General features: G+C 68.5%; 24 protein-coding genes and 1 other RNA gene. 14 read left to right on the top strand and 11 right to left on the bottom strand.

All coding sequences use genetic code 11. The annotated features are described in order from the left end of the window. The first annotated feature begins 22 nt into the window (after positions 1-22). The 6 genes from cobC (at position 23) to QAD21_RS15380 (ending at position 5,735) form a co-directional block, all read left to right on the top strand. On the top strand, positions 23-1,165 hold the full coding sequence (gene cobC / locus QAD21_RS15405) for an Rv2231c family pyridoxal phosphate-dependent protein CobC (RefSeq protein ID WP_068971675.1): 1,143 nt from the start codon (positions 23-25) through the stop codon (positions 1,163-1,165). Positions 1,166-1,172: 7 nt separating this feature from the next. Beyond that, entirely contained in the window at positions 1,173-2,285 is a 1,113-nt protein-coding gene (locus tag QAD21_RS15400; RefSeq protein WP_137808542.1) for a Nif3-like dinuclear metal center hexameric protein, read from the top strand. Positions 2,286-2,366: 81 nt separating this feature from the next. Continuing rightward, a complete protein-coding gene (locus tag QAD21_RS15395; protein ID WP_058253125.1) occupies positions 2,367-3,104 on the top strand; it encodes a C4-type zinc ribbon domain-containing protein in 738 nt (245 codons plus the stop codon). Positions 3,105-3,108: 4 nt separating this feature from the next. After that, positions 3,109-3,801 (top strand): histidine phosphatase family protein, encoded by a 693-nt coding sequence (locus tag QAD21_RS15390; RefSeq protein WP_068971677.1) that lies wholly within the window; start codon positions 3,109-3,111, stop codon positions 3,799-3,801. A gap of 50 nt (positions 3,802-3,851) precedes the next feature. After that, an RNA gene (gene rnpB / locus QAD21_RS15385) (RNase P RNA component class A) lies at positions 3,852-4,266 on the top strand. 26 nt (positions 4,267-4,292) lie between these two features. Then, positions 4,293-5,735, top strand: a complete 1,443-nt coding sequence (locus QAD21_RS15380) for an RNB domain-containing ribonuclease (protein WP_068971678.1) — start codon at positions 4,293-4,295, stop codon at positions 5,733-5,735. Between the two features lie 9 nt (positions 5,736-5,744). Here the strand turns inward: QAD21_RS15380 and QAD21_RS15375 are convergent, their stop codons facing one another. The 3 genes from QAD21_RS15375 to panB all read right to left on the bottom strand — a co-directional run bounded on the left by QAD21_RS15375 (position 5,745) and on the right by panB (position 9,166). After that, positions 5,745-7,238 carry a CYTH and CHAD domain-containing protein gene (locus QAD21_RS15375; protein ID WP_068971679.1) on the bottom strand — a complete coding sequence of 498 codons (1,494 nt, stop codon included), beginning with the start codon at positions 7,236-7,238 and terminating at the stop codon, positions 5,745-5,747. A 67-nt stretch (positions 7,239-7,305) separates the two neighbouring features. Continuing rightward, the gene (gene pip / locus QAD21_RS15370; protein WP_068971680.1) at positions 7,306-8,289 is read right to left on the bottom strand and encodes a prolyl aminopeptidase; all 984 of its coding nucleotides are present in this window, start codon (positions 8,287-8,289) and stop codon (positions 7,306-7,308) included. A gap of 31 nt (positions 8,290-8,320) precedes the next feature. Then, the gene (gene panB / locus QAD21_RS15365; protein WP_068971681.1) at positions 8,321-9,166 is read right to left on the bottom strand and encodes a 3-methyl-2-oxobutanoate hydroxymethyltransferase; all 846 of its coding nucleotides are present in this window, start codon (positions 9,164-9,166) and stop codon (positions 8,321-8,323) included. 325 nt (positions 9,167-9,491) lie between these two features. Between panB and glnA (QAD21_RS15360) the strand changes: the two genes are divergently transcribed. From glnA (QAD21_RS15360) to QAD21_RS15345, 5 genes are all read left to right on the top strand, one after another. After that, entirely contained in the window at positions 9,492-10,832 is a 1,341-nt protein-coding gene (gene glnA, locus QAD21_RS15360) for a type I glutamate--ammonia ligase (protein WP_065630066.1), read from the top strand. Positions 10,833-10,898: 66 nt separating this feature from the next. Further along, positions 10,899-13,928: a bifunctional [glutamine synthetase] adenylyltransferase/[glutamine synthetase]-adenylyl-L-tyrosine phosphorylase gene (locus tag QAD21_RS15355; protein ID WP_137808467.1), complete on the top strand. Its 3,030-nt coding sequence runs from the start codon at positions 10,899-10,901 to the stop codon at positions 13,926-13,928. A gap of 76 nt (positions 13,929-14,004) precedes the next feature. Beyond that, positions 14,005-14,697, top strand: coding sequence for an endonuclease/exonuclease/phosphatase family protein (locus QAD21_RS15350; protein WP_348534445.1), 693 nt, complete (start codon positions 14,005-14,007; stop codon positions 14,695-14,697). Beyond that, complete coding sequence (locus tag QAD21_RS25370; RefSeq protein ID WP_348534444.1) at positions 14,619-14,954, top strand: endonuclease/exonuclease/phosphatase family protein; 336 nt, start codon at positions 14,619-14,621, stop codon at positions 14,952-14,954. The genes QAD21_RS15350 and QAD21_RS25370 overlap by 79 nt, the downstream gene beginning before the upstream one ends. Beyond that, a complete protein-coding gene (locus QAD21_RS15345; protein ID WP_068971683.1) occupies positions 14,951-15,613 on the top strand; it encodes a biliverdin-producing heme oxygenase in 663 nt (220 codons plus the stop codon). Before QAD21_RS25370 ends, QAD21_RS15345 begins: the two co-directional genes overlap by 4 nt. A gap of 41 nt (positions 15,614-15,654) precedes the next feature. Here the strand turns inward: QAD21_RS15345 and QAD21_RS15340 are convergent, their stop codons facing one another. After that, positions 15,655-15,840, bottom strand: a complete 186-nt coding sequence (locus tag QAD21_RS15340) for a hypothetical protein (RefSeq protein ID WP_065630063.1) — start codon at positions 15,838-15,840, stop codon at positions 15,655-15,657. A gap of 173 nt (positions 15,841-16,013) precedes the next feature. On the opposite strand from QAD21_RS15340, the gene QAD21_RS15335 reads away from it, so the two are divergent. Continuing rightward, positions 16,014-16,973 (top strand): cyclase family protein, encoded by a 960-nt coding sequence (locus QAD21_RS15335; RefSeq protein ID WP_068971684.1) that lies wholly within the window; start codon positions 16,014-16,016, stop codon positions 16,971-16,973. 100 nt (positions 16,974-17,073) lie between these two features. Further along, a complete protein-coding gene (locus tag QAD21_RS15330) occupies positions 17,074-18,132 on the top strand; it encodes an alcohol dehydrogenase catalytic domain-containing protein (protein ID WP_068971685.1) in 1,059 nt (352 codons plus the stop codon). A 36-nt stretch (positions 18,133-18,168) separates the two neighbouring features. On the opposite strand, the gene QAD21_RS15325 is transcribed toward QAD21_RS15330, so the two are convergent. Together QAD21_RS15325 and glnA (QAD21_RS15320) are read right to left on the bottom strand one after the other, a co-directional pair. After that, positions 18,169-18,423: a hypothetical protein gene (locus QAD21_RS15325; RefSeq protein WP_068971686.1), complete on the bottom strand. Its 255-nt coding sequence runs from the start codon at positions 18,421-18,423 to the stop codon at positions 18,169-18,171. A gap of 141 nt (positions 18,424-18,564) precedes the next feature. Beyond that, positions 18,565-19,998, bottom strand: a complete 1,434-nt coding sequence (gene glnA, locus QAD21_RS15320; protein ID WP_010841141.1) for a type I glutamate--ammonia ligase — start codon at positions 19,996-19,998, stop codon at positions 18,565-18,567. Between the two features lie 322 nt (positions 19,999-20,320). Between glnA (QAD21_RS15320) and QAD21_RS15315 the strand changes: the two genes are divergently transcribed. After that, positions 20,321-20,827 (top strand): RDD family protein, encoded by a 507-nt coding sequence (locus QAD21_RS15315; protein WP_058253112.1) that lies wholly within the window; start codon positions 20,321-20,323, stop codon positions 20,825-20,827. Positions 20,828-20,999: 172 nt separating this feature from the next. Here QAD21_RS15315 and QAD21_RS15310 read toward each other — a convergent pair whose 3' ends face one another. The 5 genes from QAD21_RS15310 to sucB form a co-directional block, all read right to left on the bottom strand. After that, positions 21,000-21,740 carry a DUF4191 domain-containing protein gene (locus QAD21_RS15310; protein WP_058253111.1) on the bottom strand — a complete coding sequence of 247 codons (741 nt, stop codon included), beginning with the start codon at positions 21,738-21,740 and terminating at the stop codon, positions 21,000-21,002. A gap of 76 nt (positions 21,741-21,816) precedes the next feature. Next, positions 21,817-22,905, bottom strand: coding sequence for a lipoyl synthase (gene lipA / locus QAD21_RS15305; protein ID WP_280359820.1), 1,089 nt, complete (start codon positions 22,903-22,905; stop codon positions 21,817-21,819). Further along, on the bottom strand, positions 22,902-23,621 hold the full coding sequence (gene lipB, locus QAD21_RS15300) for a lipoyl(octanoyl) transferase LipB (RefSeq protein ID WP_280359819.1): 720 nt from the start codon (positions 23,619-23,621) through the stop codon (positions 22,902-22,904). Before lipB ends, lipA begins: the two co-directional genes overlap by 4 nt. Beyond that, positions 23,614-24,513 carry a TIGR01777 family oxidoreductase gene (locus QAD21_RS15295; protein WP_280359818.1) on the bottom strand — a complete coding sequence of 300 codons (900 nt, stop codon included), beginning with the start codon at positions 24,511-24,513 and terminating at the stop codon, positions 23,614-23,616. The genes lipB and QAD21_RS15295 overlap by 8 nt, the downstream gene beginning before the upstream one ends. Before the next feature lie 37 nt (positions 24,514-24,550). Further along, the gene (gene sucB / locus QAD21_RS15290; protein WP_280359816.1) at positions 24,551-26,371 is read right to left on the bottom strand and encodes a 2-oxoglutarate dehydrogenase, E2 component, dihydrolipoamide succinyltransferase; all 1,821 of its coding nucleotides are present in this window, start codon (positions 26,369-26,371) and stop codon (positions 24,551-24,553) included. Positions 26,372-26,600 lie beyond the last annotated feature (229 nt).

Below are 26,600 nucleotides of genomic sequence, written 5' to 3'. Positions count from 1 at the left end.
CGTGCACGTAAGGTCTGAACACATGACAGTTGGGTACGACGCGCTCGACGTCGAGACCGGCCCGGCCGGGACACCGCCGCCGCGCGCCGATCTGACCGACCCGGAACGTCACGGCGACCAGGACGCCACGCCGGGGCTCGTCGACTTCGCCGTGAACGTCCGCGGTACACCTCCGGCGTTCGTCCTCGACGCCATCCGGTCGGGACTCGACGATCTTGCGCGATATCCGACCGGAGCGCAGGAGCGACGAGCCGTCGACGCGATCGCCGCGGCACACGGCCGTCGCCCCGAGGAAGTGCTGCTGCTCTCCGGAGCCGCCGACGGGTTCGAGATGCTCCCGCGGCTGGGGGTTCGTCACGCGGCCCTGATCCAACCGTCGTTCACCGAGCCGGAGGTCGTGCTCCGCGCCGCGGGCATCCCGATCACGCAGGTCGCGCTGGCCGCACCCTGGGAGCTGCCCGGTCCGGGAGACAGCGGGACCGCCGTGCCGGACGACGCCGATCTCGTCATCCTGGGCAATCCCACGAACCCGACGTCGGTGCTGCACCCGGTCGAGGCCATCGCCGCATTGCGCAGGCCGGGACGGATCCTCGTCGTCGACGAGGCCTTCGCCGACCTCACCCTGGGCGCCGACGGGTCACTCGAACCCCAGTCCCTCGCCTCGGTCGACTGGCCCGACCTTCTCGTGATCCGCAGTGTGACAAAGACTTTCGGTCTCGCTGGACTCCGCGCGGGTTATCTGCTCGGGCCGGTCGACCTGCTCGATCGACTCCGTGCCGGCCGACGACCGTGGGCCGTGTCGACCCCCGCGCTGGCCGCGCTGACCGCCTGTGTCGAGCAACAGGGGCAGCGATACTGCGCCGCGGTCGCGCGGCGGGTCGCCGACGAGCGCAGCGAGATGGTCGCCGAGCTGACGCGGATCGGGCTCCGAGTGGCGGCCGAGCCCGCGGCGCCCTTCCTGCTCGTCGAGATGGCCCACGCCACCGAGGTGAAGCAGCGGCTGATCCGCCACGGATTCGCGGTGCGCAGCTGCGCCAATTTCGTCGGCCTCGGCGACTCGCATCTTCGTCTTGCCGTCCGGGCACTTCCGCAGGTCCGCGCGCTCACGCGGGCGATCGAGTTGGTACGAGAGGAGATCGACAGTGGAACCGGCGAACGCGTCTGACGCGACTGTGACGGTGGGCGACGTGGTCGACGTCGTGGAGCGGGCTTATCCGCCCGCCCTCGCCGAATCGTGGGATGCGGTCGGTCTGGTGTGTGGCGACCGGGCCGACCCGGCGCGCGGCGTGCTGGTGTGCGTGGACGTCACCGATGCGGTGGTCGACGCCGCGGTCGCGGCCGGCGCAGGGATCATCGTCGCCCATCACCCGCTCCTCCTGCGCGGTGTCACCACCGTGGCCGCCGACACCCCCAAGGGCCGGATCGTCCATCGGCTGATCCGCAACGGGATCGCGCTGTTGTGCGCACACACCAACGCCGACAGTGCGCGGCCCGGCGTCTCCGACGCGCTGGCCGACCGGCTCGGGCTGCGCGGCACCGTCCCCATCGACCCGAAACCGGTTGCGGCAATGGACAAGTGGGTCGTGATGGTGCCGGAGGGCAACGTCGAGCAGGTCAGCGAGGCGATGTTCGCCGCGGGTGCGGGGGCGATCGGCGACTACCGGGACTGCTCGTGGACGGTCGTCGGAACCGGGCAATTCGAGGCCGGCGAGGACGCCTCACCGACCATCGGCGAGATCGGGATGCGCACCCACGTCGACGAGGCCCGGGTCGAGATGGTCGCCTCGCGCGGACTGCGGGCCGGCGTCCTGCGCGCTCTGCGCGACGCGCACCCGTACGAGGAGCCGGCCTTCGACGTGTTCGAACTGGCCGACCTGGGCAGCGATGTCGGGCTGGGCCGCGTCGGGTCGCTCACCGAGCCGATGACGTTGCGCGATTTCGTCGCCGAGGCCGCCCGGGTGTTGCGCACCCCGGCGGGTGTCCGCGCCGCGGGAGACCCGGACGCGCTGGTACGGACCGTCGCGGTGTGCGGCGGAGCCGGGGACTCCTTGCTCGGACGTGTCCGCGGTCTCGGCGTCGACGTCTACCTGACCGGTGATCTCCGTCATCATCCGGTCGACGAGAGTCTGCGCGACGGCGGGCCGGCCCTGGTCGACGCCGGACACTGGGCGACCGAGTTCCCGTGGTGTGCGCAGGTCGATGCGCTGCTCGAGGCCGAATTGGGCACGCCGGTGAGTGTCTTCGAGGCGCCGACCGATCCGTTCGCGCTGCACAGTGCGGGCTGACTCGGGAGAAACCGAGCCGCCGCCGGCACTCGCGCGCCCCCCGCGTACGGTGGGGGGACTTTCGCCGAAGAGGAGACCGCAATGAAAGTCGACGCCGCCGTGCAGCGACTGCTGCTCGATCTCGCGGACTCCGATGCCGAGATCAATCGTCTCGTCCATCGCCGCAAGACCCTGCCGGAGGACGCCGAGATCGCCGAACACAACTCCGCGATCGATGCCGCCCGTGACGATCTGGTGCGCGCGGAGATCGCCGCCGAGGACCTCGGACGCGAGTACCGCCGGATCGACTCCGAGGTGACCGGTATGGCCAACCGTGAGGCCAAGGACTCGGCCCTGTTGACCGCCGGTGGCCTGGCGCCGAAAGCGTTGTCGGAGTTGCAACACGAACTCGCGGGCCTGGGTCGCCGGCGAGCGGTGCTCGAAGACGAGATGCTGTCGCTGATGGAGCAGCAGGAGGCCGTCGAATCCGAACGCACCCGCGCCGCGGCGACCATCAGCCACCTCGAGGAGAAGGTCGCCGAAGCACAGGTCCGGCGCGACAAGTCCCTCGAGACCATCGACGAGGACCTGTCGCGCGCGCGGGAGCGCCGCGAGACCCTCGAAGCCGAGATCGATGCGCCGCTGCTCGCGATGTACGACAAGCAACGCGCCGGCGGCCGCATCGGCGCCGGCCTGCTGCGTGCACGCCGATGCGGTGCATGCCGGATGGAACTCGACCGCGGGACCATCGCCACCATCGCCGCGGCACAGTCCGACGAGGTGATCCGGTGCGAAGAGTGCGGCGCGATCCTCGTGCGCACCGCCGAGTCCGGGATCTAGATTCGTGACCGCGACCGCCGAAGAGTCAGTCCCCGAGCATGATTCGGCGACCAAGGCGCCGTCGTGGCAGGGTCGGCGCAGCGATCCGACCCGGTTGATCCTGCTCCGGCACGGCCAGACGCCGCTGTCGGTGGAGCGGCGCTACTCCGGGCGGGGCAACCCGGACCTCACCGACGAGGGCCGACGCCAGGCCCGCGCCGCCGCCGCGCGCGTGGTGCGCGAGGAGGGGATCGCCGCGATCGTGACCTCGCCGCTGCGGCGTGCACGGTCGACGGCCGAGGAGGTCGCCGCCCTGACCGGGATCGACGTCGTCGAACATCCCGGGCTGATCGAGAACGACTTCGGTGACTGGGAGGGTCTGACGTTCACCGAGGCGTCGCAGCGTGACCCGGATCTGCACCGCGCGTGGCTGTCCGACATCACCGTGCCCGCGCCCGGCGGGGAGAGCTTCGCGCAGGTCGCCGAACGCATTTCGCGGACGAAAGCCGAACTGCTGGAGAGGTATCCGGGTCAGACCGTGGTGCTGGTCTCGCATGTCACGCCCATCAAGACGCTGCTGCAGGACGCGCTCGGCGTCGGACCCGAACTGCTGTTCCGGCTGCACCTCGACCTCGCGTCGGTGTCGATCGCCGAGTACTTCGACGACGGCGGCTCCGTCGTGCGGCTCGTCAACGACGCCGCGCACTGGCGCGTCTGACGCCGCCGTCGAGGGTCCGCCCGACGCCTGCCGTATCCTGGGTGCGCGAACGAGTCGGCCGGGCGGCCGCGGTGCGCGGAACGGGCGGTCTCCCGTCACGCCGCGCATCGAGGAAAGTCCGGACTCCGCAGAGCAGGGTGGTTGTCAACGGCAACCCGGGGTGACCCGCGGGACAGTGCCACAGAGAACAGACCGCCGGCCGCGAGGTCGGTAAGGGTGAAACGGTGCGGTAAGAGCGCACCAGCGGCACGGGTGACCGTGCCGGCTCGGTAAACCCCACCCGGAGCAAGGCCGAAGCACGCACCTCGCGGTGCGTGTGCGCGGGCGTCACGAGGGCTGCTCGCCCCAGCCCGCGGGTGGGCCGCTCGAGGTACCCGGCGACGGTGTGCCCAGATGGATGGTCGCCGCCCACGCGGTCTCACGACCGTGCGGGAACAGGATCCGGCTTACGTGCCGACTCGTTCGCCTCACTCTTCTCTAGGGTTGGGGGAGTGAAGCGCATCCTCTCCGCCCCCGACATCGACTTCGCCGGTATACGCACCGAACTGGGCGTCGACGAGGAGTACGGCGACGATGCCCTCGCCGAAGCCCGGGCCACCGCGCAGATGATCGACTCCGGCGCTCCGGGTGCCGACCGGTACGCCGACGTCCGCGAGGACCACACCGGCGTCCCCTTCGTCACGATCGACCCGCCGACCTCCCGAGATCTCGACCAGGCGGTGCACCTCACCGCCGACGGCGACGGGTTCGTCGTCGACTACGCGATCGCCGATGTCGCGGCACTCATCACCCCCGAAGGTGCTCTCGACCAGGAGAGCCGGCGACGCGGCGCGACCGTGTACTTCCCGGACGGGTCGGTCCCGTTGCACCCTCGCGCACTGTCCGAGGGCGCGGGTTCCCTTCTGCCGGAGCAGGTCAGACTGTGTGTGCTGTGGACCATCCGGGTGGCCGGCGACGGATCGGTGACCGATGTCCGGGTGCGGCGGTCCCGCATCGCCTCGGTTGCGCGCCTCGACTACGCCGGGGTCTCGGCCGATGCCGCCGCCGGCCGGCTGCATCCCGCCATCGCCGCCCTGCCCGCATTCGGCGAACTGCGACGCGAGGTCGCGCTGGCGCGGGGCGCGGTCGAACTCGACCTGCCCGACCAGACGGTCGTCCGCACGGCCGACGGGTGGCGTCTTGATCTCGAGGCACACACACCCGCCGACATGTGGAACTCGCAGGTGTCGCTGCTGGCCGGGATGTGCGCGGGCACGATCATGGTCGAGGCCGGTGTCGGGCTGCTGCGCACCCTGCCGCCGGCCGAGGAGGACGCGATCGAGGATCTGCGCGCCGCTGCCCGGGCCCTCGGGGTGCAGTGGCCGGCCGGCTTGCCGGTGGGCCGGTTCCTGGCGGGGCTACCGGGTGGCGAACCGAGCACGCTCGCCCTGCAATCGGCCGCGGCCGGGCTCATGCGGGGTGCCAACTACCTCGCCCTCACCGGACCCGACGAGCCCGTCGATGACGCGCTGATGCGGCATTCGGCGATCGGTGGGCTCTATGCCCATGTCACCGCACCGCTGCGGCGGCTCGGGGACCGGTTCGCCACCGAGGTGTGTCTGGCGATCGCATCCGGTACGCCGGTACCGGACTGGGTGCACCGCGCGTTGCCGACGCTGCCCAAGATCCTGCGGTCGGCCGACACGCTCGGCGCCACCGCGGATCGCGCGAGCATCGACCTCGCCGAAGCGGTGATTCTGCGGGAACGGGTGGGTGAGCGGTTCGACGCGCTGGTGATGTCGGGCGCGACCGAGCGCAGGCAGGCGCAGATCTTCCTGTCCGATCCGCCGGTGGTCGCGCGCTGCGCGGGTGATCTACGCCCCGGCGACCGCGTGGTCGTCGAACTCACCAAAGCCGACGAAGTGACCCGGACGGTGGAGTTCCGCAAGGTGTGAGGTGTTCGGTCAGAGTTCCTTGGCGACTCGGCGGTACGCGGCGATCGCGCGGTGCCCGTCGGCCTCGAGCCGGGCGTCGATCCGGCCGAGTACGAACATGTCGGGGCCGCCGAGGGTGCCGGCCGAGGCGATCTGTGCGAGTCGCGTCCGGTTGATCCGGGTGTCGTTGAAATCGCCCAGCGCGGACTGGATCTTCTTGGCCGCCACGCCGACCTCGCGATACTTCTTCTTCCCGAGCGGTTCGGTCGCGTCGATGCTGTAGCGCAGCCGCTTGGCGCGCTTGCGGATGGTGTGCAGCTGCTCCTCCCACTCGTCGGAACCCTCGGCGAAGCCGGCGAGACGAGCCTGTGCGCGGTGGATGTGCTTGCGGCTGCGGGCGATCGCCTTGTCGACGACCGTGGTCGCCGGGATGTCGGCGTCGGGGCCCGGTGGGGGCGACGCGATCAGGCCGTCGATGCTGTCGAGCAGGGCGAAGTACCGCTTCGACGACATCGCGGCGTGTGCCGCGCGCAGGGCGCGATCGTGGGCGGTGACCTCGGTGCCGGCGAGCTCGGCGAGCAGCTCCGGCGAGGCGTTCTCGCCACGCAGCAGTGATTCGCTCAACTCGAGCTGCACCTCTGAATCGCGTGCGTCGCCGAGGATCTGGGCGAGCAGCTTCAGCTCGGCGCCGATGTGGGCGGTGCGCTCGGCGTCGAGGACGGTGGGGAAGCCCGACAACACGCTGCGCAGGCGGCGGCACGCCACGCGCATCTGGTGCACCGCGTCGGGGGCGTCGACGCGCACCAGGGGATCGTAGGCGACCAGCGAATTGCGGTGCAGCGCAATGTCGGTGACGACGAGTTCGAGTGCGGTGGGTCGCTTGGACAGGCGCGGTTCGTGCACGGTCGGGGTGGCGCCGATCGCACGGGCGAGTTTCGACGCGCTCGACGCCTCGCGGCCGCCCCCGGCACGCAGCGCTTTGTCGGCGGCCTTCAGGAGCTTCGGCGTGCCACCGGCGAGGAGCTCGAACTCCCACTCCGCCCACTGCTGGCTGTGACCGCCGGGCAGGAGCGACTGGGCGGTGACGAGGTCCTCGGCGAGTTCGGCGAGCGGCTCGTCGTCGGCGCCGAGCAACCGGGTCACGGTGCGCGTCGTGGAGATGACGGCGACCGGCATCAGGGTGCGTTCGCGGATGTGGGCCAGGACCGGTGTCGACAGCGCGTCGGGGACGTCGCCGTCCGCGGGCGCCTCGTCGAAGCCCACGTGCAGCTCTCGCCGGGTTCCCGGAATGCCCGTGGGGCGCTTGAGGTGCCAGCCCTGGTCGCTTCCGCCGGTACGCCGACGCATGGTGATCTTGTTGCCGGCGAGGTCGAGGTTCTCGGTGTCGAAATAGGTGGCGTCGAGTGAGAACGTCTCCGGGGTCGTCGCCGACACGACACCGGGCAGCACCCGCAGGTCGGGGGCCACGTGTCCGGCGTCCACGTCGAACTTCAGCTCCACCTCGACCTGCTCGGATGCGGCCACCTGTTCCTCCTGGTTTCTCGACGGCTGTCCGTCGAGCTTAGTGGTGCGTGCGGAGTACTGGCGTCGGCTACCGCGCGAACCGGTCCGTGGCCTCGATCAGGTGGTGTCTGATACCCGGCTCGTACGATGCGTGCCCGGCGTCGGCGACGATGCGGAGATCGGCAGCCGGCCAGGCGCGGTGCAGGTCCCAGGCGCTGCGCATCGGGCACACGACGTCGTAGCGGCCCTGCACGATCACGCCGGGGATGGAGGCGATCGTGTCGATCTCGTCGAGGAGCTGACCGTCGCGCAGGAATCCGTGATTGACGAAGTAGTGGTTCTCGATCGATGCGAAGGCGAGGTCGAAGCGGTCGGTGTCCTTCTTCTGGGGGTCGTCCGCCGAGGAACCGTCCGACTCCTCGTCGGGGCGGGGGAGGAGATAGCTGGTCGCCTGCTCCCAACCCGTCCAGGCGCGGGCGGCGGCGCGGGCCGTCGCGGCGTCCCCGGAGGTGAGCAGGCGGTGATAGGCGGCGACGAGGTCGCCGTCGCGTTCGTCGACGGGGATGGGCTCGAGGTAGCTCTCCCACAGGTCGGGGTAGATGTGGGCGGCCCCGCCGTTGTAGTACCAGTCGATCTCGCTGCGCCGCAGCAGGAAGATGCCGCGCAGCACGAGTTCGGTGACGCGGTCGGGATGGGCTTGCGCGTAGGCGAGACCGAGTGTCGAACCCCAGGAACCGCCGAAGACCTGCCAGCGGTCGATCCCGAGATGAGTACGGAGGCGCTCCATGTCGGCGATGAGGTGCGGTGTCGTGTTGACGGTGAGGTTCGCGCCGTCGGCGATGTGGGGCCGGGACTGTCCGCAGCCGCGCTGGTCGAACAGGACGATCCGGTACTTCGCCGGGTCGAAGAACCGGCGCTGCGCCGGGGACGTCCCGCCCCCGGGCCCGCCGTGCACGAACACGGCGGGTTTGCCGTCCGGGTTGCCGGAGGTCTCCCAGTAGATCTGCTGGCCGTCGCCGCCGTCGAGATGGCCGGAGGCGTAGGGCTCGATCTCCGGGTAGAAGTTCCGCATGGACGTCAGCGTAGTGCTGACGTCCGGGCTCTCAGTAGCTGTGTTCGGGGCCGGGGAACACTCCGCGGCGCACCTCGTCGGCGTATTGCTCGGCGGCCGAGCGTAATTCGCCTCCGACATCGGCGAAGCGCTTGACGAACTTCGCGGTCTTGCCGTGGGAGAGTCCGGCCATGTCCTGCCACACGAGGACCTGCGCGTCGGTCTCGTTGCCCGCGCCGATGCCGACGGTCGGGATGGTCAGCTTGCGGGCGATCTGACCGGCGAGATCGGCCGGCACCATCTCCATCACCACGGCGAAGGCGCCCGCCTCCTGGACGGCGATGGCGTCGGCGACGAGCTGATCGGCGCCGTCCCCGCGGCCCTGGACACGGAAGCCGCCGAGCCCGTTGACGCTCTGCGGGGTGAACCCGATGTGGGCCATGACCGGGATGCCGGCCGCGGTCAGCGCCGCGATCTGCGGGGCGACGCGTTCACCGCCTTCGAGTTTCACCGCGTGCGCACCGGTCTCCTTGAAGATCCGGAATGCGTTCTCGAGGGCGTGCTGCGGGCCGATCTCGTAGCTGCCGAACGGCATGTCGGCTACGACGAGTGCATGCGGTGCGCCGCGTACGACGGCGCGGATGAGCGGGACCATCTCGTCGACGGTGACCGGGATGGTGGTGTCGTAGCCCAGGACGACGTTGGCGGCGGAGTCGCCGACGAGCAGGACGGGGATCTCGGCGGCGTCGAAGATGCGGGCGGAGGAGTAGTCGTATGCGGTGAGCATCGACCACTTCTCGCCCTCGGCCTTCATCTGCGCGAGATGGTGGATGCGGGTCACGCGTCGCTTGGCGGACTGGGCGGGGGCGGACGCGCCGTAAACCGAGGAATCGGACATCGTTGTCTCTTTTCTGCCTCGAGTCCCGACTGGCCGGAGAGGCGCGGCGGGTACCCGGGTTGAACACGGACGTAGGCCATTGTTTCACTAGGACGACCTGTTGTGACCTGCCATGTTTATGCGATTGGTCACACGCGCGGACGGGGTCGAGAGCGCCGTGTGCGACTCTGTCGGCAGTTCACTTGGGATTTCGTGCCCGGCCCCGCGTCCCAGCTACTGGTCGGACGTCTCACGATGTGGGATTGAGTCCGTAAAACTGCAGCACATCGAGTTGGAATTGCGCGTGTAACACGGATTTAACAGCGTACTTCTAATGTCGGCGACCATGGATCGCCAAAAGGAATTCGTGCTGCGGACCCTCGAGGAGCGCGACATCCGCTTCGTCCGACTGTGGTTCACCGACGTCCTCGGTTATCTGAAGTCCGTGGCGATCGCCCCGGCCGAACTCGAGGGCGCGTTCGCCGAGGGTATCGGCTTCGACGGCTCGTCCATCGAGGGATTCTCCCGGGTCTCGGAAGCCGACACCGTGGCCAAGCCTGATCCGTCGACCTTCCAGGTGCTGCCGTGGACAACCTCGGCCGGTCGGCACCATTCCGCACGCATGTTCTGCGACATCGCGATGCCCGACGGCACTCCCAGTTGGGCCGACTCACGGCATGTGCTGCGCCGGCAGCTCAACAAGGCCGCCGACCTCGGCTTCAGCTGCTACGTCCACCCCGAGATCGAGTTCTTCCTGCTCAAAGAGGCGCCCCTGGACGGGTCGGTGCCGACTCCCGCGGACTCCGGGGGGTACTTCGACCAGGCCGTCCACGACGCCGCGCCCAACTTCCGGCGGCATGCCATCGAGGCCCTGGAGTCGATGGGCATCTCGGTCGAGTTCTCCCACCACGAGGGTGCGCCCGGTCAGCAGGAGATTGACCTGCGCTACGCCGACGCGCTGTCGATGGCCGACAACGTCATGACGTTCCGCTACCTCATCAAGGAGGTCGCGATCAACGAGGGCGTCTGGGCGACGTTCATGCCCAAGCCGTTCAGTGAGCATCCCGGGTCGGCGATGCACACCCACCTCAGCCTGTTCGAGGGCGACCTCAACGCCTTCCACAACCCCGACGACCCGATGCAGCTCTCGGCCACCGGAAAGAAGTTCATCGCCGGCATCCTGCATCACGCCTCGGAGATCAGTGCGGTCACCAACCAGTGGGTGAACAGCTACAAGCGGCTCATCCACGGTGGTGAGGCGCCGACCGCGGCCACCTGGGGCGGCGCCAACCGCTCGGCGCTGATCCGACTCCCGCTCTACACGCCGAACAAGGCGTCGTCGCGCCGCATCGAGGTCCGCAGCCCCGACTCCGCCTGCAATCCGTACCTGACCTTCGCGGTGCTGCTGGCCGCCGGGCTCAAGGGCATCAACGAGGACTACGAGCTGCCCGACGAGGCCGAGGACGACGTCTGGGCGCTCACCTCGGCCGAGCGTCGGGCGATGGGCTACAAGGAACTCCCCGGCAGCCTGGCCGACGCGCTGAAGGAGATGGAGAACTCGGAGCTGGTCGCCGAGGCCCTCGGCGAGCACGTGTTCGACTACTTCCTGCGAAACAAGTGGACGGAATGGACGAATTACCGCAGCCTCGTGACCCCGTTCGAGCTGCAGAACTACCTGCCGCTGTAAGGGCGGCCTTGCCCGGTCCGGGACCGCGATGTCGTGCCGATCGGATCCGGTCGCTACTTTTGTGATGTGACAACACGATCGGGCCCCCCGGGGCGAGCCGGACGCAGCACCGTCCCCAGCGCGGGCCGGCTGGGTCTGCTCGACGACTCCGCACCCCGGAACCTCGCCGATCTCGGGTGGAACACGCCAGAATCGGTCGACGTGTTGTGGGCCCTGTCGCGGTCTCCCGACGCCGACCTGGCCCTCCGTACGCTCGTGCGGTTGCGCAGCGCCGTCGGCGACGAGTGGTCCGAGATCGACGGCCTGGTGCGCGCGGAGCGCGCATTCCGTGGGCGCCTGTTCGCGGTCATCGGTTCGTCGGACGCGCTCGCCGATCACCTGGTCGCCGAACCGTCGAGCTGGCGGCTCCTGCTCGCCGACGAGTTGCCCGACCGTGCCGAGGTCGACCGTCTGATGCTCGCCTCCGTCGGTGCCGAGCCCGTTCCGGGCGAGGTCGAGAAGGGCAACCGGGTGTACCGGTCGGCGCTCACCGGCCCGAAGGCCGTCATCGCACTCCGCCTGGCCTACCGCAACCTGATCCTGCAACTCGCGGCCCACGACGTCGCCTCGACCGTCGAGGACGAACCGGTGATGTGGTTGCCCGAGGTGGGTGCCTACCTGTCCGACTGCGCCGACGCCGCCATGACCGCCGCCCTCGCCGTCGCCTTCGCCGAGGTCTGCGGGGACGATCCCATCCCGGTCCGGCTCGCCGTGGTCGCGATGGGCAAATGCGGTGCGCGCGAACTGAACTACGTCAGCGACGTCGACGTCATCTTCGTCAGTGACCCGGCCGACGGTACCGCGGCGCGGATCGCGGGCGAGATGATGCGCATCGGTTCGCTCGCGTTCTTCGAGGTCGATGCCGCGCTACGGCCCGAGGGGAAGTCCGGAGCGCTGACCCGAACCCTGGAATCGCATGTGGCCTACTACGAACGGTGGGCCAAGACCTGGGAGTTCCAAGCGCTGCTCAAGGCCCGGGCGATGACCGGCGACATGCATCTCGCCGACGATTACATCGCCGCGGTCAAACCGATGGTGTGGAAGGCGGCCGAGCGGCCCGACTTCGTGCCCGAGGTGCAGAAGATGCGACGCCGCGTCGAATCCCTGCTCCCCGAGGACGAGCGCGAGCGCAACCTCAAACTCGGGCGCGGCAGTCTGCGCGACGTCGAGTTCGCGGTCCAGCTCCTGCAGATGGTGCACGGCCGGGTGGACGAGAACCTGCGCGTGATGCCGACCGTCGACGCGCTGGCCGCGCTCACCGCGGGCGGTTACGTCGGACGCGACGACGCCGCGAATCTCAGTGCGTCGTACCAGTTCTTGCGTCTCCTCGAACACCGGCTGCAGCTTCAGCGCATGTCCCGGACGCATCTGCTGCCGCAGCCCGACGACCACGAGGCGCTGCGCTGGCTCGCCCGCGCCGCACACATCCGGCGAGAGGGCGAACTCGACGCGACGGGGGTGCTGCGCGAACAGATCCGCCACCAGAGCCTGCGGGTCCGGCGGCTGCACCAGAAGCTGTTCTACCGCCCGCTGCTCGAGGCGGTCACGCGCTTCAAGACCGACGAGCTGACCCTGACCGACACCTCCGCCGAGAGGCGGCTGGCCGCACTGGGTTACGCGAAACCCGATCGGGCACTGAGTCATATCCGCGCGCTGTCGAACGCGCCGGGACGCCGCGGTCAGATCCAGCTGCTCATCCTGCCGCAGTTGCTCGAACACATCGGGGATACACCGGATCCCGATGCCGGCCTGCTGAACTACCGCCGGCTGTGCGACGTGATGGAGGACACCGACTGGTTCCTGCGACTGCTGCGCGACGACGGCGTGGTGGCGGCGCGGCTGATGAAGGTGCTCGGGACGTCGGAGTACATCGCGAACATGCTGATGCGTTCGCCCGAGGTGATCCACCAGTACTCCGACGGGCCGGACGGGCCCAAGCTGTGCAACGTGCGCCCCGAGGACGTCGCCAAGGGCCTCGTCGCCTCGACGGTCCGCCAGCAGGACATGAAACGCGCAGTGGCCGTGGCCCGTTCGCACCGTCGGGCCGAGCTGGTCCGCATCGCCTCTGCCGACGTGCTGGGACTGCTGGACGTACCGGCCGTCTGCAAGGCGCTGTCCAGTGTGTGGGCGGCGGTCCTGAACGCAGCGCTCACCGTCGCGATCAACATCTCCGAGCGAGAACGGGGGAGCCGGGCGCCGGCGCGCATCGCGGTGATCGGGATGGGCCGGCTCGGCGGTGGCGAGCTGGGTTACGGATCCGACGCCGACGTGATGTTCGTGTGTCAGCCCGATCGGGACGCCGAGGAGTCCGAGGCGCTCAAGTGGGCGCAGACGATCGCCGAGAACGTGCGGTCGATGCTGGGGAGCCCGAGCGCGGATCCACCCCTCGAGGTCGACACAGGGCTGCGACCCGAAGGCCGGAACGGTCCGATCGTGCGGACCCTCGCGTCCTACGCCGCCTACTACGCGCAGTGGGCGCAACCGTGGGAGGTCCAGGCGCTGCTCCGGGCGCATCAGGTAGCGGGCGACGAGGCCCTCGGCATCGACTTCCTGCACATGATCGACCACGTGCGGTATCCGGCCGGCGGTGTCAGCAACGACGCCGTTCGGGAGATCCGCCGGATCAAGGCCCGCGTGGACGCCGAACGTCTGCCGCGCGGCGCCGACCCGGCCACCCACACCAAGCTCGGCCGCGGTGGCCTCGCCGACATCGAGTGGACGGTGCAGCTCCTGCAGCTGAAGTATGCGCACCGCTATCGGAGCCTGCACAACACGTCGACGCTGGACTCACTGGATGCCATCGGCGCGGCGGAGTTGTTGTCGGAGAACGACGTCGCGCTGTTGAAGGACGCCTGGACGACCGCGACGAAGGCGCGCAACGCGCTGGTCCTGGTGCGTGGCAAGCCGATCGATCAACTACCTGGGCCGGGTGCACAACTGCGCCAGATCGCGTTTGCCGCGGGGTGGCCGGAGGACCAGGCCAACGAGTTCCTGGAGAATTATCTCCGGGTGACGCGCCGGGCCAAGGCCGTGGTGCTCAAGGTCTTCGGGGCCTGAGCGCGGAGAGATGCGGACGGGCGCGGAAGGGCGCAGCTGACTCCGGCGGGGGAACACCGGATCACATGGGGGAGCGATGACGAGATTTCTGTGGGCGGCCGCGTACGTCCTGGGGTGGGCGATGCTCGCCGGCGTGGTGCTGGGCGTGTTCCTGCACTTTTACCCGTCCCGCGGTGACGTCGCGCTGTACCTCACGAGCGCCGTGCAGTTCGCGTTGATCCCCGGAGTGATCGCCATCGTCGTCTTCGCGGTCCTGCGGCGCTGGTTCATGCTGGCGATTGCGATCGTGGCCGTCGGCGGTCTGGCCTACACCCAGGTGCCGCTGGTCATCGCCAACGCGGCGCCGTCCGGCGAGCGGTTCACCGTCGTGTCGGCCAACCTGCTCTTTGGCGGGGGCGACCTGGGTGCGCTCGAGAAGATCGTCGCCGACGCCGATCCGGACCTCGTGTCCCTCCAAGAGGTCACCCCCGAGGCGCTGGAACGTCTGCGGCGCAGTGAGATCGGCCGGACCCTGCCGCACGAGTTCGCGATCCCGTACACCTACGCGGCCGGCACCGCGATGTTCAGCAAGCGCCCGCTGGACGAGCGATACAACATCCCGGGGACGGTGCTGCACAACCTGCAGGCCCGCACCGACCTGCCGGGCGCCGCCGGGACCCAGGTCCTGGCCATCCACCCGGCGGCGCCGCTGTGGGGTCGCAACTGGGACTGGCACGACGACATGGACACGCTCGCCACACATTTCGCCGAGCTCCCACCCGGCCGGTGATCGCGATCGGGGACTACAACTCCACCTGGAATCACGCGAAGTATCGCAGCCTGCTGACCAACGGGCTCGTCGACGGCACCGACATGGCCGGTGCCGGGTTCCTGCCGAGCTATCCCACCGACAAGCAGCTCGGCAACCGGCCGCTGGTCGCCATCGACCGGGTCATCCTGCGCGGTTTCGTGGCCACGTCGATGGACACCCACTACCTGCCGGGTTCCGATCACCGGACTCTGGTGGTAACACTGGTGGCATCATGACGCCCGATCCCCAGAACGTCGGACCACACGACCGCCCGAGTATCTCCGAACGTCTGCGTTCGGCCACCGCGGTGGCGCACGAACGCGCCGAGCATGCGCCGTTCATCGACGATCTGATGTCGGGCCGGTTGGACTCCGGCGAGTATCAGCGCCTGGCGGTCCAGTTGTACTTCGTCTACGAGGCGCTCGAGCGTGTCGGTGCCGACCTGGCGGGGGACCCGGTGGCCGACGCCGTGCTGGACCCGAAACTGCTTCGCCTGCAACGCCTCGGCGCCGACCTCGCCTCCTTCGGCATCGACCCGTCGACGGCGTCGCCGCTGCCGGCAGTGGCGCGGTATGTAGCGGCGATCGAATCAACCCGCACCGACCCGGCGCGCTACGTGGCTCATCACTACACGCGCTATCTCGGCGACCTCAGCGGTGGCCAGGTGGTGGCCCACCGCATGCGAGAGCATTACGGGGTCGAGGACGCGGCGCTGAGTTTCTACTCGTTCGACGAGATCGACAAGCTCAAGCGCTACAAGGACGCCTACCGGGCGCGGCTCGACGCGCTACCGCTCGACGCCACAGGGATCGACCGGCTCGTCGACGAGGCCATCGCCGCTTTCGACCACAATCAGGCGGTGTTCGGCGATCTCGACGGCGCCCGGGCGGCCTGACCCATAGGTCCGCCCGAACGACGGGATCGTCGAATCAGGCGTCAGTTGACCTGCAGCTTGACGGTGCGGTCCAGGACGACCTCGCTCAGGTCGTCGTGGCCCTTCACGAGTTCGATGCGCAACTGGTTGTCGTCGAGACGACTGGTGGTCCGAACCACTCGCGGGGTGCCCTCCAGGCGGATGCGGTCACCGGGTACGAGGTCTTCGACGTATACATCACGGGTCATTCGTCCAAACTACGGTCGTATTCGGTGAGTCGGCAGGGTAACAAGTCCCAAAAGTGGTACGGATCACATGCCGTATTGCGGGTGCTGTTTCGACGCACGTCAGCGTTGCCGTTCGGCACCCGATTGCACATCCAGCGCGCGTCGCGCGCTGACACCCTGCGGAAGGTGAATCGATGGCAGATGCCGCCGTGCCCGATCTCAGCGAGATCCTCGCCGACTCGCCCACCAATTGGGGCAGATGGGGACCCGATGACGAGGTGGGCAGCCTGAACCATCTGACGGCCGCACAGGTCTTGGCGGGCGCGGCGCAGATCAGGCGGGGCGCGGTGTTCACGCTTCAGCGCCTGATCGGTGATCCCCACGGTGACCCCGTGTGGCCGGGTCGTAGCCCTGCCACTCGCGAGATGACCCTTGACGAATCGCACTGGGATGACGGCAAAGGGCCTGCTTTCCCCGGAGGCATGCACTGCGCCGACGACAAGCTCACCGCATCGCTCCAGGGTTCCACGCAGTACGACGCGCTCGGCCACGTCTGGTACGACGGCCAGATCTGGAACGGGTACGACTCGAGGACCACGATCGGGGGCTTGTCGAGGGCCAGCGTCGCGCCGATCGCCGAGCGTGGAGTGGTCGGTCGCGCCGTGCTCCTCGACATCGCACGTCACCGGGGTAAGGCCTACCTGGAGCCGTACGAGACGTTCGACCACGAGGATCTGATCGCGTGTGCCGAGTACCAGGGCACGGAGATCCAGCCGCGCGACATCGTGGTGATCCGAACCAATCACCTGCAACTGTTCTTCGAGAACGCCGTCGAGTTTTACAGCGACTTCTGCGAATCCGGCCTCGTCTACTCCCGCGAACTCGTGTCCTGGTTCCAGGAGATGGAGATACCGAATCTCGTGACCGACACCATCGCGAACGAGGTGACCGTGGACCCGAACAACGGCGCCGCTCTGGTGCTGCACAACGCGCTCATGCGCAACCTCGGCGTGGCGTTCACCGAGATCTGCGACCTCGAGAAGCTCGCCGCCGATTGCGCCGACGACGGGGTCTACACGTTCTTCTACGTGGCCGCGCCGCTGAAGATCAACGAGGCCACCGGTTCTCCTGTCAACCCTGTCGCCATCAAGTGAGACTTCTTCCCGGCCGGGCAGTCGTCTCAAGGTGAGACGTTCTGCGAGCGCACCCATGCCTACTCTTCGCGCGAGGACCCGCAACCACAAGGAGTCGGCCATGAAAGCTCTCGTGTATCACGGTCCAGGTCAGAAGGCCTGGGAGGACGTTCCGAATCCGGTCCTGCTGGAACCGACGGACGCCATCGTCAAGATGGAGGTGACCACCATCTGCGGAACAGATCTGCACATCCTCAAGGGCGACGTACCGGCGGTCACGCCGGGTCGGATCCTCGGGCACGAGGGCGTCGGAGTGGTCACCGAGGTCGGTCCCGGCTGCGAACGGGTCAAGGTCGGGGACCGCGTGATCGTGTCGTGCGTGAGCAAGTGTGGAACATGCGAGTTCTGCAAGGCCGGCCTGACGTCGCACTGCCAGACGGTGGGCGGCATCGGCTGGATCTTCGGTCACCTCATCGACGGCACCCAGGCCGAGTACGTCCGGGTTCCGTTCGCGGACAACGGTCTGATCGCGCTTCCCGAGAAGGTGACTCCCGAGCAGGGCACGATGCTCAGCGACATCCTGCCGACCGGCTACGAGATCGGGGTGCTCTACGGCGCCGTCGCAGAGGGCGACGTCGTCGCCGTCGTCGGGGTCGGGCCGGTCGGGCTGGCGTCGGTGATGACGGCGTCGGCGGCCGGCGCGTCGAAGGTGATCGCCGTGGACGGCAACAAGTTCCGGCTCGAGCAGTCGCGCGACTTCGGTGCGACCGACACGATCGACGTCAACGCAGGCGGGGACGTGGTCGCGCAACTCAAGGAACTCAGCCGAGGCGGGCTCGGGGTGGACGTGGCGATCGAGGCGGTCGGGGTGCCCGCGACGTTCGGCGTCGCGCTCGATTCCGTCCGTCCCGGCGGTCATGTCGCCAACGTCGGCGTGCACGGGGAGAGCGTCACCTTCCCGATCGAGCGGGACTGGATCAACAACCTCACGATCACCACCGGATTGGTCAACGCCACGACCGCACCCGAACTCCTGGAGAGCATCGAACGCGGGGACATCTCCCCGGAGAAGTTCATCACCCACCGGTTCACGTTCGATCAGTTCGACGAGGCGTACGACACGTTCGCGAACGCTGCCGACGAGCACGCGCTCAAGGTGATCATCGCCGCCGGCGACTGACGGTCCGGCCTGGTCCGGCGGCGCTGGCTCGGGTCGTCACTCCTTGGCCTCGGCGATGGAGAGAACGACCGTGGTCCGCTCGTCGGAATCCGCTACGACGTCGTCGGTCTCGTCGACCAACGAGAAGTGCCGGACGTTGGCGAGATTCACGATGTGCGCCGACCCCTCGAGCTCGAGGGCGATCGGTTCGCGCTGCCGGACCACGTCGCGGACGAACTGCATCACCTCCGGGACCGACTCCGCGAACAGCAGGCGGATCTCGAACTCGTCGGACGTCAGCAGTGTGCCCATGCGGCTCATCGTCGCACGGCGGGACGGTCGGACACGGCTGCTCGCGCGGATTGATGGATCGAACCGGCCGACAACGAAACGGCCCGCTCGGCGATCGGAGAGCGATCGCGGAGCGGGCCGAGTCGACGTCGGAGCCTGGGCTCAGCAGTCGTAGTACAGCGAGAACTCGTACGGGTGCGGACGGATCTGCACCGGCTCGATCTCGTTCTCACGCTTGAGCGCGATCCAGGTCTCGATGAGGTCCTCGGTGAACACGCCACCGGCGGTGAGGTATTCGTGATCCTCTTCGAGACGGTCGATGACCGCGGCCAGCGAGGTCGGGGCCTGCGGGATGCTCTTGGCCTCTTCCGGCGGGAGCTCGTAGAGGTCCTTGTCGACGGGCTCGTGCGGCTCGATCTTGTTCTTGATGCCGTCCAGGCCGGCCATCATCATCGCGGCGAACGCCAGGTACGGGTTGCCCGAGCTGTCCGGGCAACGGAACTCGAGGCGCTTGGCCTTCGGGTTGTTGCCGGTGATCGGGATACGCACACAGGCCGACCGGTTGCGCTGGCTGTAGACCAGGTTGATCGGGGCCTCGTAGCCCGGCACCAGACGCTTGTAGGAGTTCACGGTCGGGTTGGTGAACGCCAGCAGCGACGGTGCGTGGTGCAGGATGCCACCGATGTAGTAGCGCGCCAGGTCCGACAGGCCCGCGTAGCCGGCCTCGTCGTGGAACAGCGGCTTGCCGTCCTTCCACAGCGACTGGTGGGCGTGCATGCCCGAACCGTTGTCGCCGAAGAGCGGCTTCGGCATGAAGGTGACCGACTTGCCGTTCTGCCATGCGGTGTTCTTGATGATGTACTTGAACAGCTGCACGTCATCGGCTGCGTGGAGCAGAGTGTTGAACTTGTAGTTGATCTCCGCCTGGCCCGCGGTGCCGACCTCGTGGTGGCCGCGCTCGAGCTCGAAGCCCGAGTTCTGCAGGTTGGTGGACATCTCGTCACGCAGGTCGACGTAGTGGTCGTACGGTGCGACGGGGAAGTACCCACCCTTCGGGCGGACCTTGTAGCCGAGGTTGGGGCTGCCGTCGGGATCGGTCGGCGACGCGGTGTTCCACCAGCCGGACTCGGACTCGACCTCGTAGAAGGTGCCGTTCATCTCGGAACCGAAGGACACCGAGTCGAAGATGTAGAACTCGGCCTCGGCACCGAAGAAGCAGGTGTCGGCGACGCCGGTGGAGGCGAGGTAGTCCTCGGCCTTGCGGGCGACGTTGCGCGGGTCGCGGCTGTAGGCCTCGCGGGTGAACGGGTCGTGGACGAAGAAGCTGAGGTTCATCGTCTTGGCCTTGCGGAACGGATCGATCCGCGCGGTGGCCGGGTCGGGCAGCAGCATCATGTCCGACTCGTTGATCGACTGGAAGCCACGCACCGACGATCCGTCGAACGCCAGCCCGTCCTCGAAGACGTCCTCGTCGAAGGCCGACGCGGGGATCGAGAAGTGCTGCATGACACCGGGCAGGTCGCAGAAACGGATGTCGACGTACTCGACACCTTCCTTCTTGATGCCCTCGAGTAGTTCTTCTTTACTGCTGTACACCGTGCGGTGACTCCTTCGTGATCGGTGGTCCGTGTATGGGGACACGCCACATCCGCCACTGAGAAACAGCAGCGGATCTCAGCGGCAACCGTATGGAGGCGAAGTTGCCCATGCGTCAAGTCCGTGTTTCCCCCGTGTTACACGCGCAGTGGTGTTGGCTACACAGCGTGATCGGGGGCCGTCGCACTCGGCGCATCCCAACCCTAGCGGCAGGGGCCAACGGGCGGGACGGGTCACGACAACCAGCGACTACGATGGTTCCCAGTGCGGCGACGACGCGGACCGAGGGGGTTGCGCGGTCGCGTGAGAGGAGTCATCACCGATGGGACGAGTCACGGGTTCCTGGCTGTCGGGACCGCAGATCGGTCCCGAGAACGGCGTGGACAACGAGTACCGGGGACAGGATCTCGGCCTGCCGGAGAGCGGTCCCGGGTCGCTGGCCACCGGCTGGCCGCGGGTGGCCGGCCTGCTCGTCGACTGGCTGATCGCCGGTGGGCTCGCGATGGCGTTCTTCGGTGGCTTCAACTCGCCGCATCTGGGCACCGCGCAGATGGGCGTGTGGTTCGTCATGGGCATCTTCGCGGTGACGCTGTTCGGGTTCACCCCGGGCCAGCTCGTCATCGGGATGCGCGTGGCGCGTGTGGATTACGGCGTCGAGCGCAACACCGCCGAAGCGACCGGCGAGCAGAGCCCGGCGGCGGTCGGGATCGTCCGGGCCTTCTTCCGCCAGCTGCTGATGATCTTCCTCGTCCCGGCCCTGATCAACGACTACAACGGACGCGCCCTGCACGACCGCGCAACCGGCACCGCGCTCGTCCGGACCCGCTGAGCAGCGGCCGATCCGGCGCACAAGCCACTCATCGACGAAACCCACCACCGAATCGTCATTGGTGGTGGGTTTTGTCGTAGGTCGTGGCCCGGCGAACCCGGTTCACAGTCAACGTAAATCGATGCACCGTCAACGGGATCGGGTGCACGGTCGACGGGATGGGGCGGGAGCGTCAGCCGCGGCGGCGCGCCGTGCGCTGCATGCTGCGCATCTTGGCGTTCGCGGGCAGGGGACCCTTTGGCATGCCGGGGCCGGGGGCCTTGCTGCCGAGGGCGGACAGTCGGCCTTCCAGGGTCTCCATCCGCTTGCGGTCGATGTTGCTGGGCAGCTTGTTGAGGTGCCGCTCGAGCTTCGACAGCGGGACCTGGCCGTCGTCGTTGCCGACCATGATCTCGTAGATCGGGGTGTCGCCGACGACCCGCGCGACCTTCTTCTTCTCCTGGCCGAGCAGCGACTTGATGCGGGTCGGGGAGCCCTCGGCGACCAGGATGATGCCCGGCTTGCCGATGACGCGGTGCACGGCGTCGAGCTGGGAGGTGCCGGCCACCGCCTGCTTGACCCGCCACTGCCCGCGCATGTTGCCCAGTGCCCATCCGGCGGCGCCGGGCTGTCCCTCGGCCTTGGTGTACACGTTTTTCTGGACGCGACGGCCGAACAGGATGAAGGCGCCGAGGATGCCCAGCACCACGCCGAGCGGGATCAGCAGCCACGGCGAACCGAGGACGAATCCGAGAGCGGTGAAGACCGCGATCGACAGGACGATGACACCCACCATGTAGGGGATGAGTCGTTTGTCTTCCTTGCGCTGCATCTGGAAGGCCTGCCAGAGCTGCTGGCGCCGTTCCTTCGATGCGGCCTTACGGGCCTTCTTCTTCTCGGCCTTGACCTCTTTGCTCACCTGCGCCTTTGCCATGAGGCCAGTTTACGTCCGTGGATCGAGCGATCGGGGCATCGGGTGACCGTCCGATGATCACCGGACGCGCGGGGCGTCAGCGGGCGAGGCGTGCCATCAGGCTGGAGGCCTCCTGGCTGGCCGATCCCTCGGCCGCCAGGTGCGCGAGAGCCGGTGAGATCTCGCGACCGTGATGGGCCATCGCCTGCGCGTACAGGCGGCCCGCCCGGTACGACGACCGCACCAGCGGACCCGCCATGACGCCGGCGAACCCGATCTCTTCGGCGAACTCGGAGTGGTCGACGAACTCCTCGGGCTTGACCCACCGCTCGACCGGATGATGCCGCGGCGAGGGACGCAGGTACTGCGTGATGGTCAGGATGTCGCAGCCCGCCTCGTGTAGATCCACGATCGCCGACTGCACCTCCTGCGGGGTCTCGCCCATCCCGAGGATGAGGTTCGACTTCGTCACCAGGCCGAAATCACGTGCGGTGGTGAGGACTTCGAGGGACCGCTCGTAGCGGAAGGCCGGGCGGATGCGCTTGAAGATGCGCGGCACGGTCTCGAGGTTGTGCGCCAGTACCTCGGGCCGGGCATCGAAGACCTCGGCCAGCAGGTCGGGCTTGGCGTGGAAGTCCGGGATGAGGTTCTCCACACCGGTACCGGGGTTGAGGCGGTGGATCGCGCGGACGGTCTCGGCGTAGAGCCAGGCACCCTCGTCGGGCAGGTCGTCGCGGGCGACGCCGGTGATCGTCGAGTAGCGCAGGCCCATCGCCTGGACGCTCTCGGCGACACGACGCGGTTCGTCGCGGTCGAGTTCGGCGGGCTTGCCGGTGTCGATCTGGCAGAAGTCGCAGCGCCGGGTGCACTGCTCGCCGCCGATGAGGAACGTCGCCTCGCGGTCTTCCCAGCATTCGTAGATGTTGGGGCAGCCGGCCTCTTCGCAGACGGTGTGCAGACCCTCGCGCTTGACCAGGCCCTTGAGTTCGGTGAACTCCGGGCCCATCGTCGCGCGGGTGCGGATCCACTCCGGCTTGCGCTCGATGGGGGTCTGCGCGTTGCGCACCTCGAGCCGGAGCAGCTTGCGGCCCTCAGGGGCCGGGGTCGGGGTCTGTGGTGCGGATGCCGAGGCCGAGGGTGTGGCTTCGGGGGCACCGGGTCCGGGGGTGATGGGGGACGCGGTCACTGGATCGATCCTACGCTCGCAGAAGTGGATGGAGAGGACTGTGCCGACGCGACCGGGCTCGCAGTGGCGTCGAGCGCGGTGAGCACGGCATCGGCGGTGACGTCGAGCAGAGAGGCCACCGACAACGGCCGCCCCAGTTCGCGGGCCAGGGACGTGACCCCGGCGTCGGCGATCCCGCAGGGGACGATCGCCTCGAACGCCGACATGTCGGGGTCGATGTTGAGTGCAAATCCGTGCAGGGCCACGCCGCGTGCCACGCGGATACCGATCTGTCCGAGTTTGCGTTCCCCGGCGTCGTCGGTGATCCACACGCCGGAACGTCCTTCGACGCGGCCGGTGGTCACGCCGAGACCGGCGCAGACCGAGATGAGGGCCGCCTCGAGGCGACGGACGTACTCGACGACGTCGAGCGGCTCGGCGAGCTTCACGATCGGATAGCCGACGAGTTGTCCCGGTCCGTGCCAGGTGATCCGGCCGCCGCGGTCGACGTCGATGACCGGCGCCCCGTTGGTGGGCCGGTCGGCGTTCTCCGTGCGTTTGCCCGCCGTGTAGGTGGACGGATGCTCAAGCAGGAGCAGCACATCGTGGTCGAGGACGCCGTCGGCGCGGTCGGCCGCCAGGCCGTGCTGCAGGTCGTAGGCCGTCTGGTAGTCGACGACGCCGAGATGGCGGACCTCGACCGGTTCGGCACTCCCGCGGATCGGACGCTCAGTCATGACTGGTGGTTCCGGTGGCGTAGGCGAGGGCCTCGTCGACACCGGGATGGGTGAAGGTGAATCCGTGATCGGTCAGCACCTTGGGTGTAACGCGCTGACTGAACAGAATCATTTCCTCGGCCATCTCGCCGCCGACCCGACGCGCCGCGAAGGCGGGTACCTGCAGGATCGTCGGGCGGTGCACGGCCCGGCCCAGGGCCGAGGTGAACTCACCGAACGGGACGGCGCCCGGCGAACTCAGGTTCACCGGTCCGGACACGTCGGAGTCGAGGAGGAACTCGATGGCGCGGATCTCGTCGATGAGGCTGATCCATGAGAAGTACTGCTTGCCGTCACCGATCGGTCCGCCGAGCCCGAGCTTGAACAACGGCCGGAGTCTGCCCAGCAGGCCGCCCTGGGTGCTGAGGACCGGCGCCGTGCGGAGCAGGACAATACGCGTGTCCGCACCGACGCCGGCGGTGGCGGCGCGCTCCCAGTCGACGACCAGGTCGGCAAGAAATCCCTCGCCGGGGCCGTCGGTCTCGACCGCGGCGTGGCCACCGGTGTTCCCGTAATAGCCCGTGGCGCTGGCACTCACGAACGTCGGGATGCCGAGATCGCGGACGGCCTCGGCGAGCAGTTCGGTGGGGGTGATCCGCGAGTCCCGGAGTTCCTGTTTGAACCGGCCGGTCCACCGACCGTTGCCGACTCCCACACCGCCCAGCGAGACCACCGCCTCGACGCCGTCGAGACTCTCCGGCGGGACGCCGATCGTCTCGGGATCCCAGCTGAACTCGTCATCGGCGCGTGCCTCGCGGCGGACCAGACGTGTGACCGTGTGGCCCGCCGCGCGCAGCGAGTTGACCAGGGCGTTGCCGATGAGTCCCGATGATCCGGCGACGGCGATGCGCATTCTGTGTCCTCGGTGTGCCGTCTGAAGGAGATCTGGGCTAGAGGCCCAGGTCCGCGGCGAAGGCGGCCTCTTCGAGACGCTTCTTCACCGTGGTGAGGAAGCGACCCGCGTCGGCGCCGTCGATCAGACGGTGATCGTAGGTCAGCGGCAGGTAGGACATCGACCGCACCGCGATCGACTCCGAACCGTCCTCACCGGTGATGACGACCGGTCGCTTGACGATTGCGCCGGTGCCCAGCATCGCCGCCTGCGGCGGCACCAGGATCGGGGTGTCGAACAGCGCGCCCTGGCTTCCGATGTTGGTGATGGTGAACGTGCCGCCGGCGAGCTCGTCGGGCTTGAGGCCGTTGGAGCGCGCCCGGGACGCGATGTCGGCGATGGCGCGGGCCATACCGGCGATCGACAGGTCGTCGGCGTTGTGGATGACCGGCGACAGCAGCCCCTGCGGGGTGTCGACGGCGATGCCGAGATGCACCTTGTCGTAGTAGGTGATCTCCTTCTTGTCCTCGTCGATCGACGCGTTGACGTTGGGATGCGCCTTCAGCGCCTCCACGACGGCCTTCGCGATGAACGGCAGGTACGTCAGGTTGACGCCCTCGGACGCCTTGAAGCTCTCCTTCGCCGCCTTGCGGAGCCCGGCGATGCGGGTCATGTCGACCTCGAAGACCTGGGTGAGCTGTGCGCTCTGCTGCAGCGACTCGCGGGTCTTCTTCGCGGTGATCTGACGGATGCGGTTGATCTTCTGCGTCGTCCCGCGCAGCTCGGCGAGCTCGGGCCGGATCTCCGGCGAGCCCGACGACGCGGCCGGCGCCGACGATGCCGCGGGCTTGGCGGCCGGGGCGGACTCCTGCGCCGGGGCCTTGGCCTCCTCGGCCGCGGCGAGCACGTCCTGCTTGCGGATGCGGCCACCGACACCGGTGCCCTTGATGGCGTTCAGGTCGATGTTGTTCTCCGCGGCGAGCTTGCGCACCAGCGGCGTCACGTACGGGGTCGACTCGACGGTCGGCGGGTCGGACTTCTCCGCGGCCTGTGCCTTGGGCTCGGGGGCCTTGGACTCCTGGGCCTTCGGCTGCGGCTTCTGCTCTTCCTCGGGGGCAGGCGCCTGCTCGGGCTCCGGCTCCGGCGCGGACTCCTGCTCGGGCTCGGGTTCGGGCTCGGGCTCGGGTTCGGGTTCCGGTTCGGGCTTCTTCTTCGAGGGAGCCGCCGAGGCATCACCGATGACGGCGAGCTTGCCGCCGACCTCGATCACGTCGTCCTCCTGCGCGAGGATCTCGAGCAGGGTGCCGGCGACCGGCGAGGGGATCTCGGTGTCGACCTTGTCGGTGGAGACCTCGAGCAGGGGTTCGTCGGCGGCGACCTCGTCGCCGACGGCCTTCAGCCAGTTGGTGACCGTCCCCTCGGTGACCGACTCGCCGAGTTCGGGCATGAGCACGTCGGTGCCCTCGGCCGAGCCCGAGCCGGTGTCGGCGGTGGGCTTCTCGGCGGGCGCGTCCTCGTCGACGGAGGGCTCCTCGGCGGCCTGCTCGGGCTCGGGTTCGGGGGCGGCCTCGGTCGGCTCGTCGCCGCCGGCGGCGTCGGAATCGGAATCGTCCGAACCGGAGTCGTCGGAACCGGCCTCGTCGGCGTCACCGATCAGGGCGAGATCGCCGCCGACCTCGACGACGTCGTCCTCCTGCGCGATGATCTTGGTCAGCACACCCGAAGTGGGGGCGGGGATCTCGGTGTCCACCTTGTCGGTCGACACCTCGAGCAACGGCTCGTCGGCCTCGACGGTGTCGCCCTCCTCCTTCAGCCACCGGGTGACTGTCCCCTCGGTGACACTTTCACCAAGGGCGGGCATCTGGACGGAGAAGGCCATCGTTGTGAACTCCTGAACTCGACGTGGTGGTCTGTAGGTGATGCCCAGTGGTGTGTGCGCCGTGGGCACGGGGGTCGGGAGGCGGTGGAAGACCGCGCAGATGAGTGGCGGATCAGCCGCTCATCCCCGCGGCCAACCCTACCCGTACGGTGAGCCGCCGACTCGGTTCGGCTCGTACTCGTCGGTAACGATTCTCCGGCGGCCGCGGCACCGGTCTCGGCCGCGGCTC

The sequence above is a fragment of the Gordonia sp. SMJS1 genome (assembly GCF_029866425.1).
Taxonomy (GTDB): Bacteria; Actinomycetota; Actinomycetes; order Mycobacteriales; family Mycobacteriaceae; genus Gordonia; species Gordonia hongkongensis.
The sequence above is the reverse complement of the archived record's forward strand: the minus strand, read 5'-3'. Positions and strand labels throughout refer to the sequence as shown.

Coding starts and splice junctions, on each gene's coding strand:
- QAD21_RS15335 (WP_068971684.1), top strand. CDS start 16,014: ATGGCAGATGCCGCCGTGCCCGATCTCAGCGAGATCCTCGCCGACTCG.
- QAD21_RS15395 (WP_058253125.1), top strand. CDS start 2,367: ATGAAAGTCGACGCCGCCGTGCAGCGACTGCTGCTCGATCTCGCGGAC.
- QAD21_RS15315 (WP_058253112.1), top strand. CDS start 20,321: ATGGGACGAGTCACGGGTTCCTGGCTGTCGGGACCGCAGATCGGTCCC.
- sucB (WP_280359816.1), bottom strand. CDS start 26,371: ATGGCCTTCTCCGTCCAGATGCCCGCCCTTGGTGAAAGTGTCACCGAG.
- pip (WP_068971680.1), bottom strand. CDS start 8,289: ATGCGGAACTTCTACCCGGAGATCGAGCCCTACGCCTCCGGCCATCTC.
- QAD21_RS15310 (WP_058253111.1), bottom strand. CDS start 21,740: ATGGCAAAGGCGCAGGTGAGCAAAGAGGTCAAGGCCGAGAAGAAGAAG.
- QAD21_RS15330 (WP_068971685.1), top strand. CDS start 17,074: ATGAAAGCTCTCGTGTATCACGGTCCAGGTCAGAAGGCCTGGGAGGAC.
- glnA (WP_065630066.1), top strand. CDS start 9,492: ATGGATCGCCAAAAGGAATTCGTGCTGCGGACCCTCGAGGAGCGCGAC.
- QAD21_RS15295 (WP_280359818.1), bottom strand. CDS start 24,513: ATGCGCATCGCCGTCGCCGGATCATCGGGACTCATCGGCAACGCCCTG.
- QAD21_RS15345 (WP_068971683.1), top strand. CDS start 14,951: ATGACGCCCGATCCCCAGAACGTCGGACCACACGACCGCCCGAGTATC.
- QAD21_RS15325 (WP_068971686.1), bottom strand. CDS start 18,423: ATGGGCACACTGCTGACGTCCGACGAGTTCGAGATCCGCCTGCTGTTC.
- QAD21_RS15340 (WP_065630063.1), bottom strand. CDS start 15,840: ATGACCCGTGATGTATACGTCGAAGACCTCGTACCCGGTGACCGCATC.
- cobC (WP_068971675.1), top strand. CDS start 23: ATGACAGTTGGGTACGACGCGCTCGACGTCGAGACCGGCCCGGCCGGG.
- panB (WP_068971681.1), bottom strand. CDS start 9,166: ATGTCCGATTCCTCGGTTTACGGCGCGTCCGCCCCCGCCCAGTCCGCC.
- QAD21_RS15350 (WP_348534445.1), top strand. CDS start 14,005: ATGACGAGATTTCTGTGGGCGGCCGCGTACGTCCTGGGGTGGGCGATG.
- lipB (WP_280359819.1), bottom strand. CDS start 23,621: ATGACTGAGCGTCCGATCCGCGGGAGTGCCGAACCGGTCGAGGTCCGC.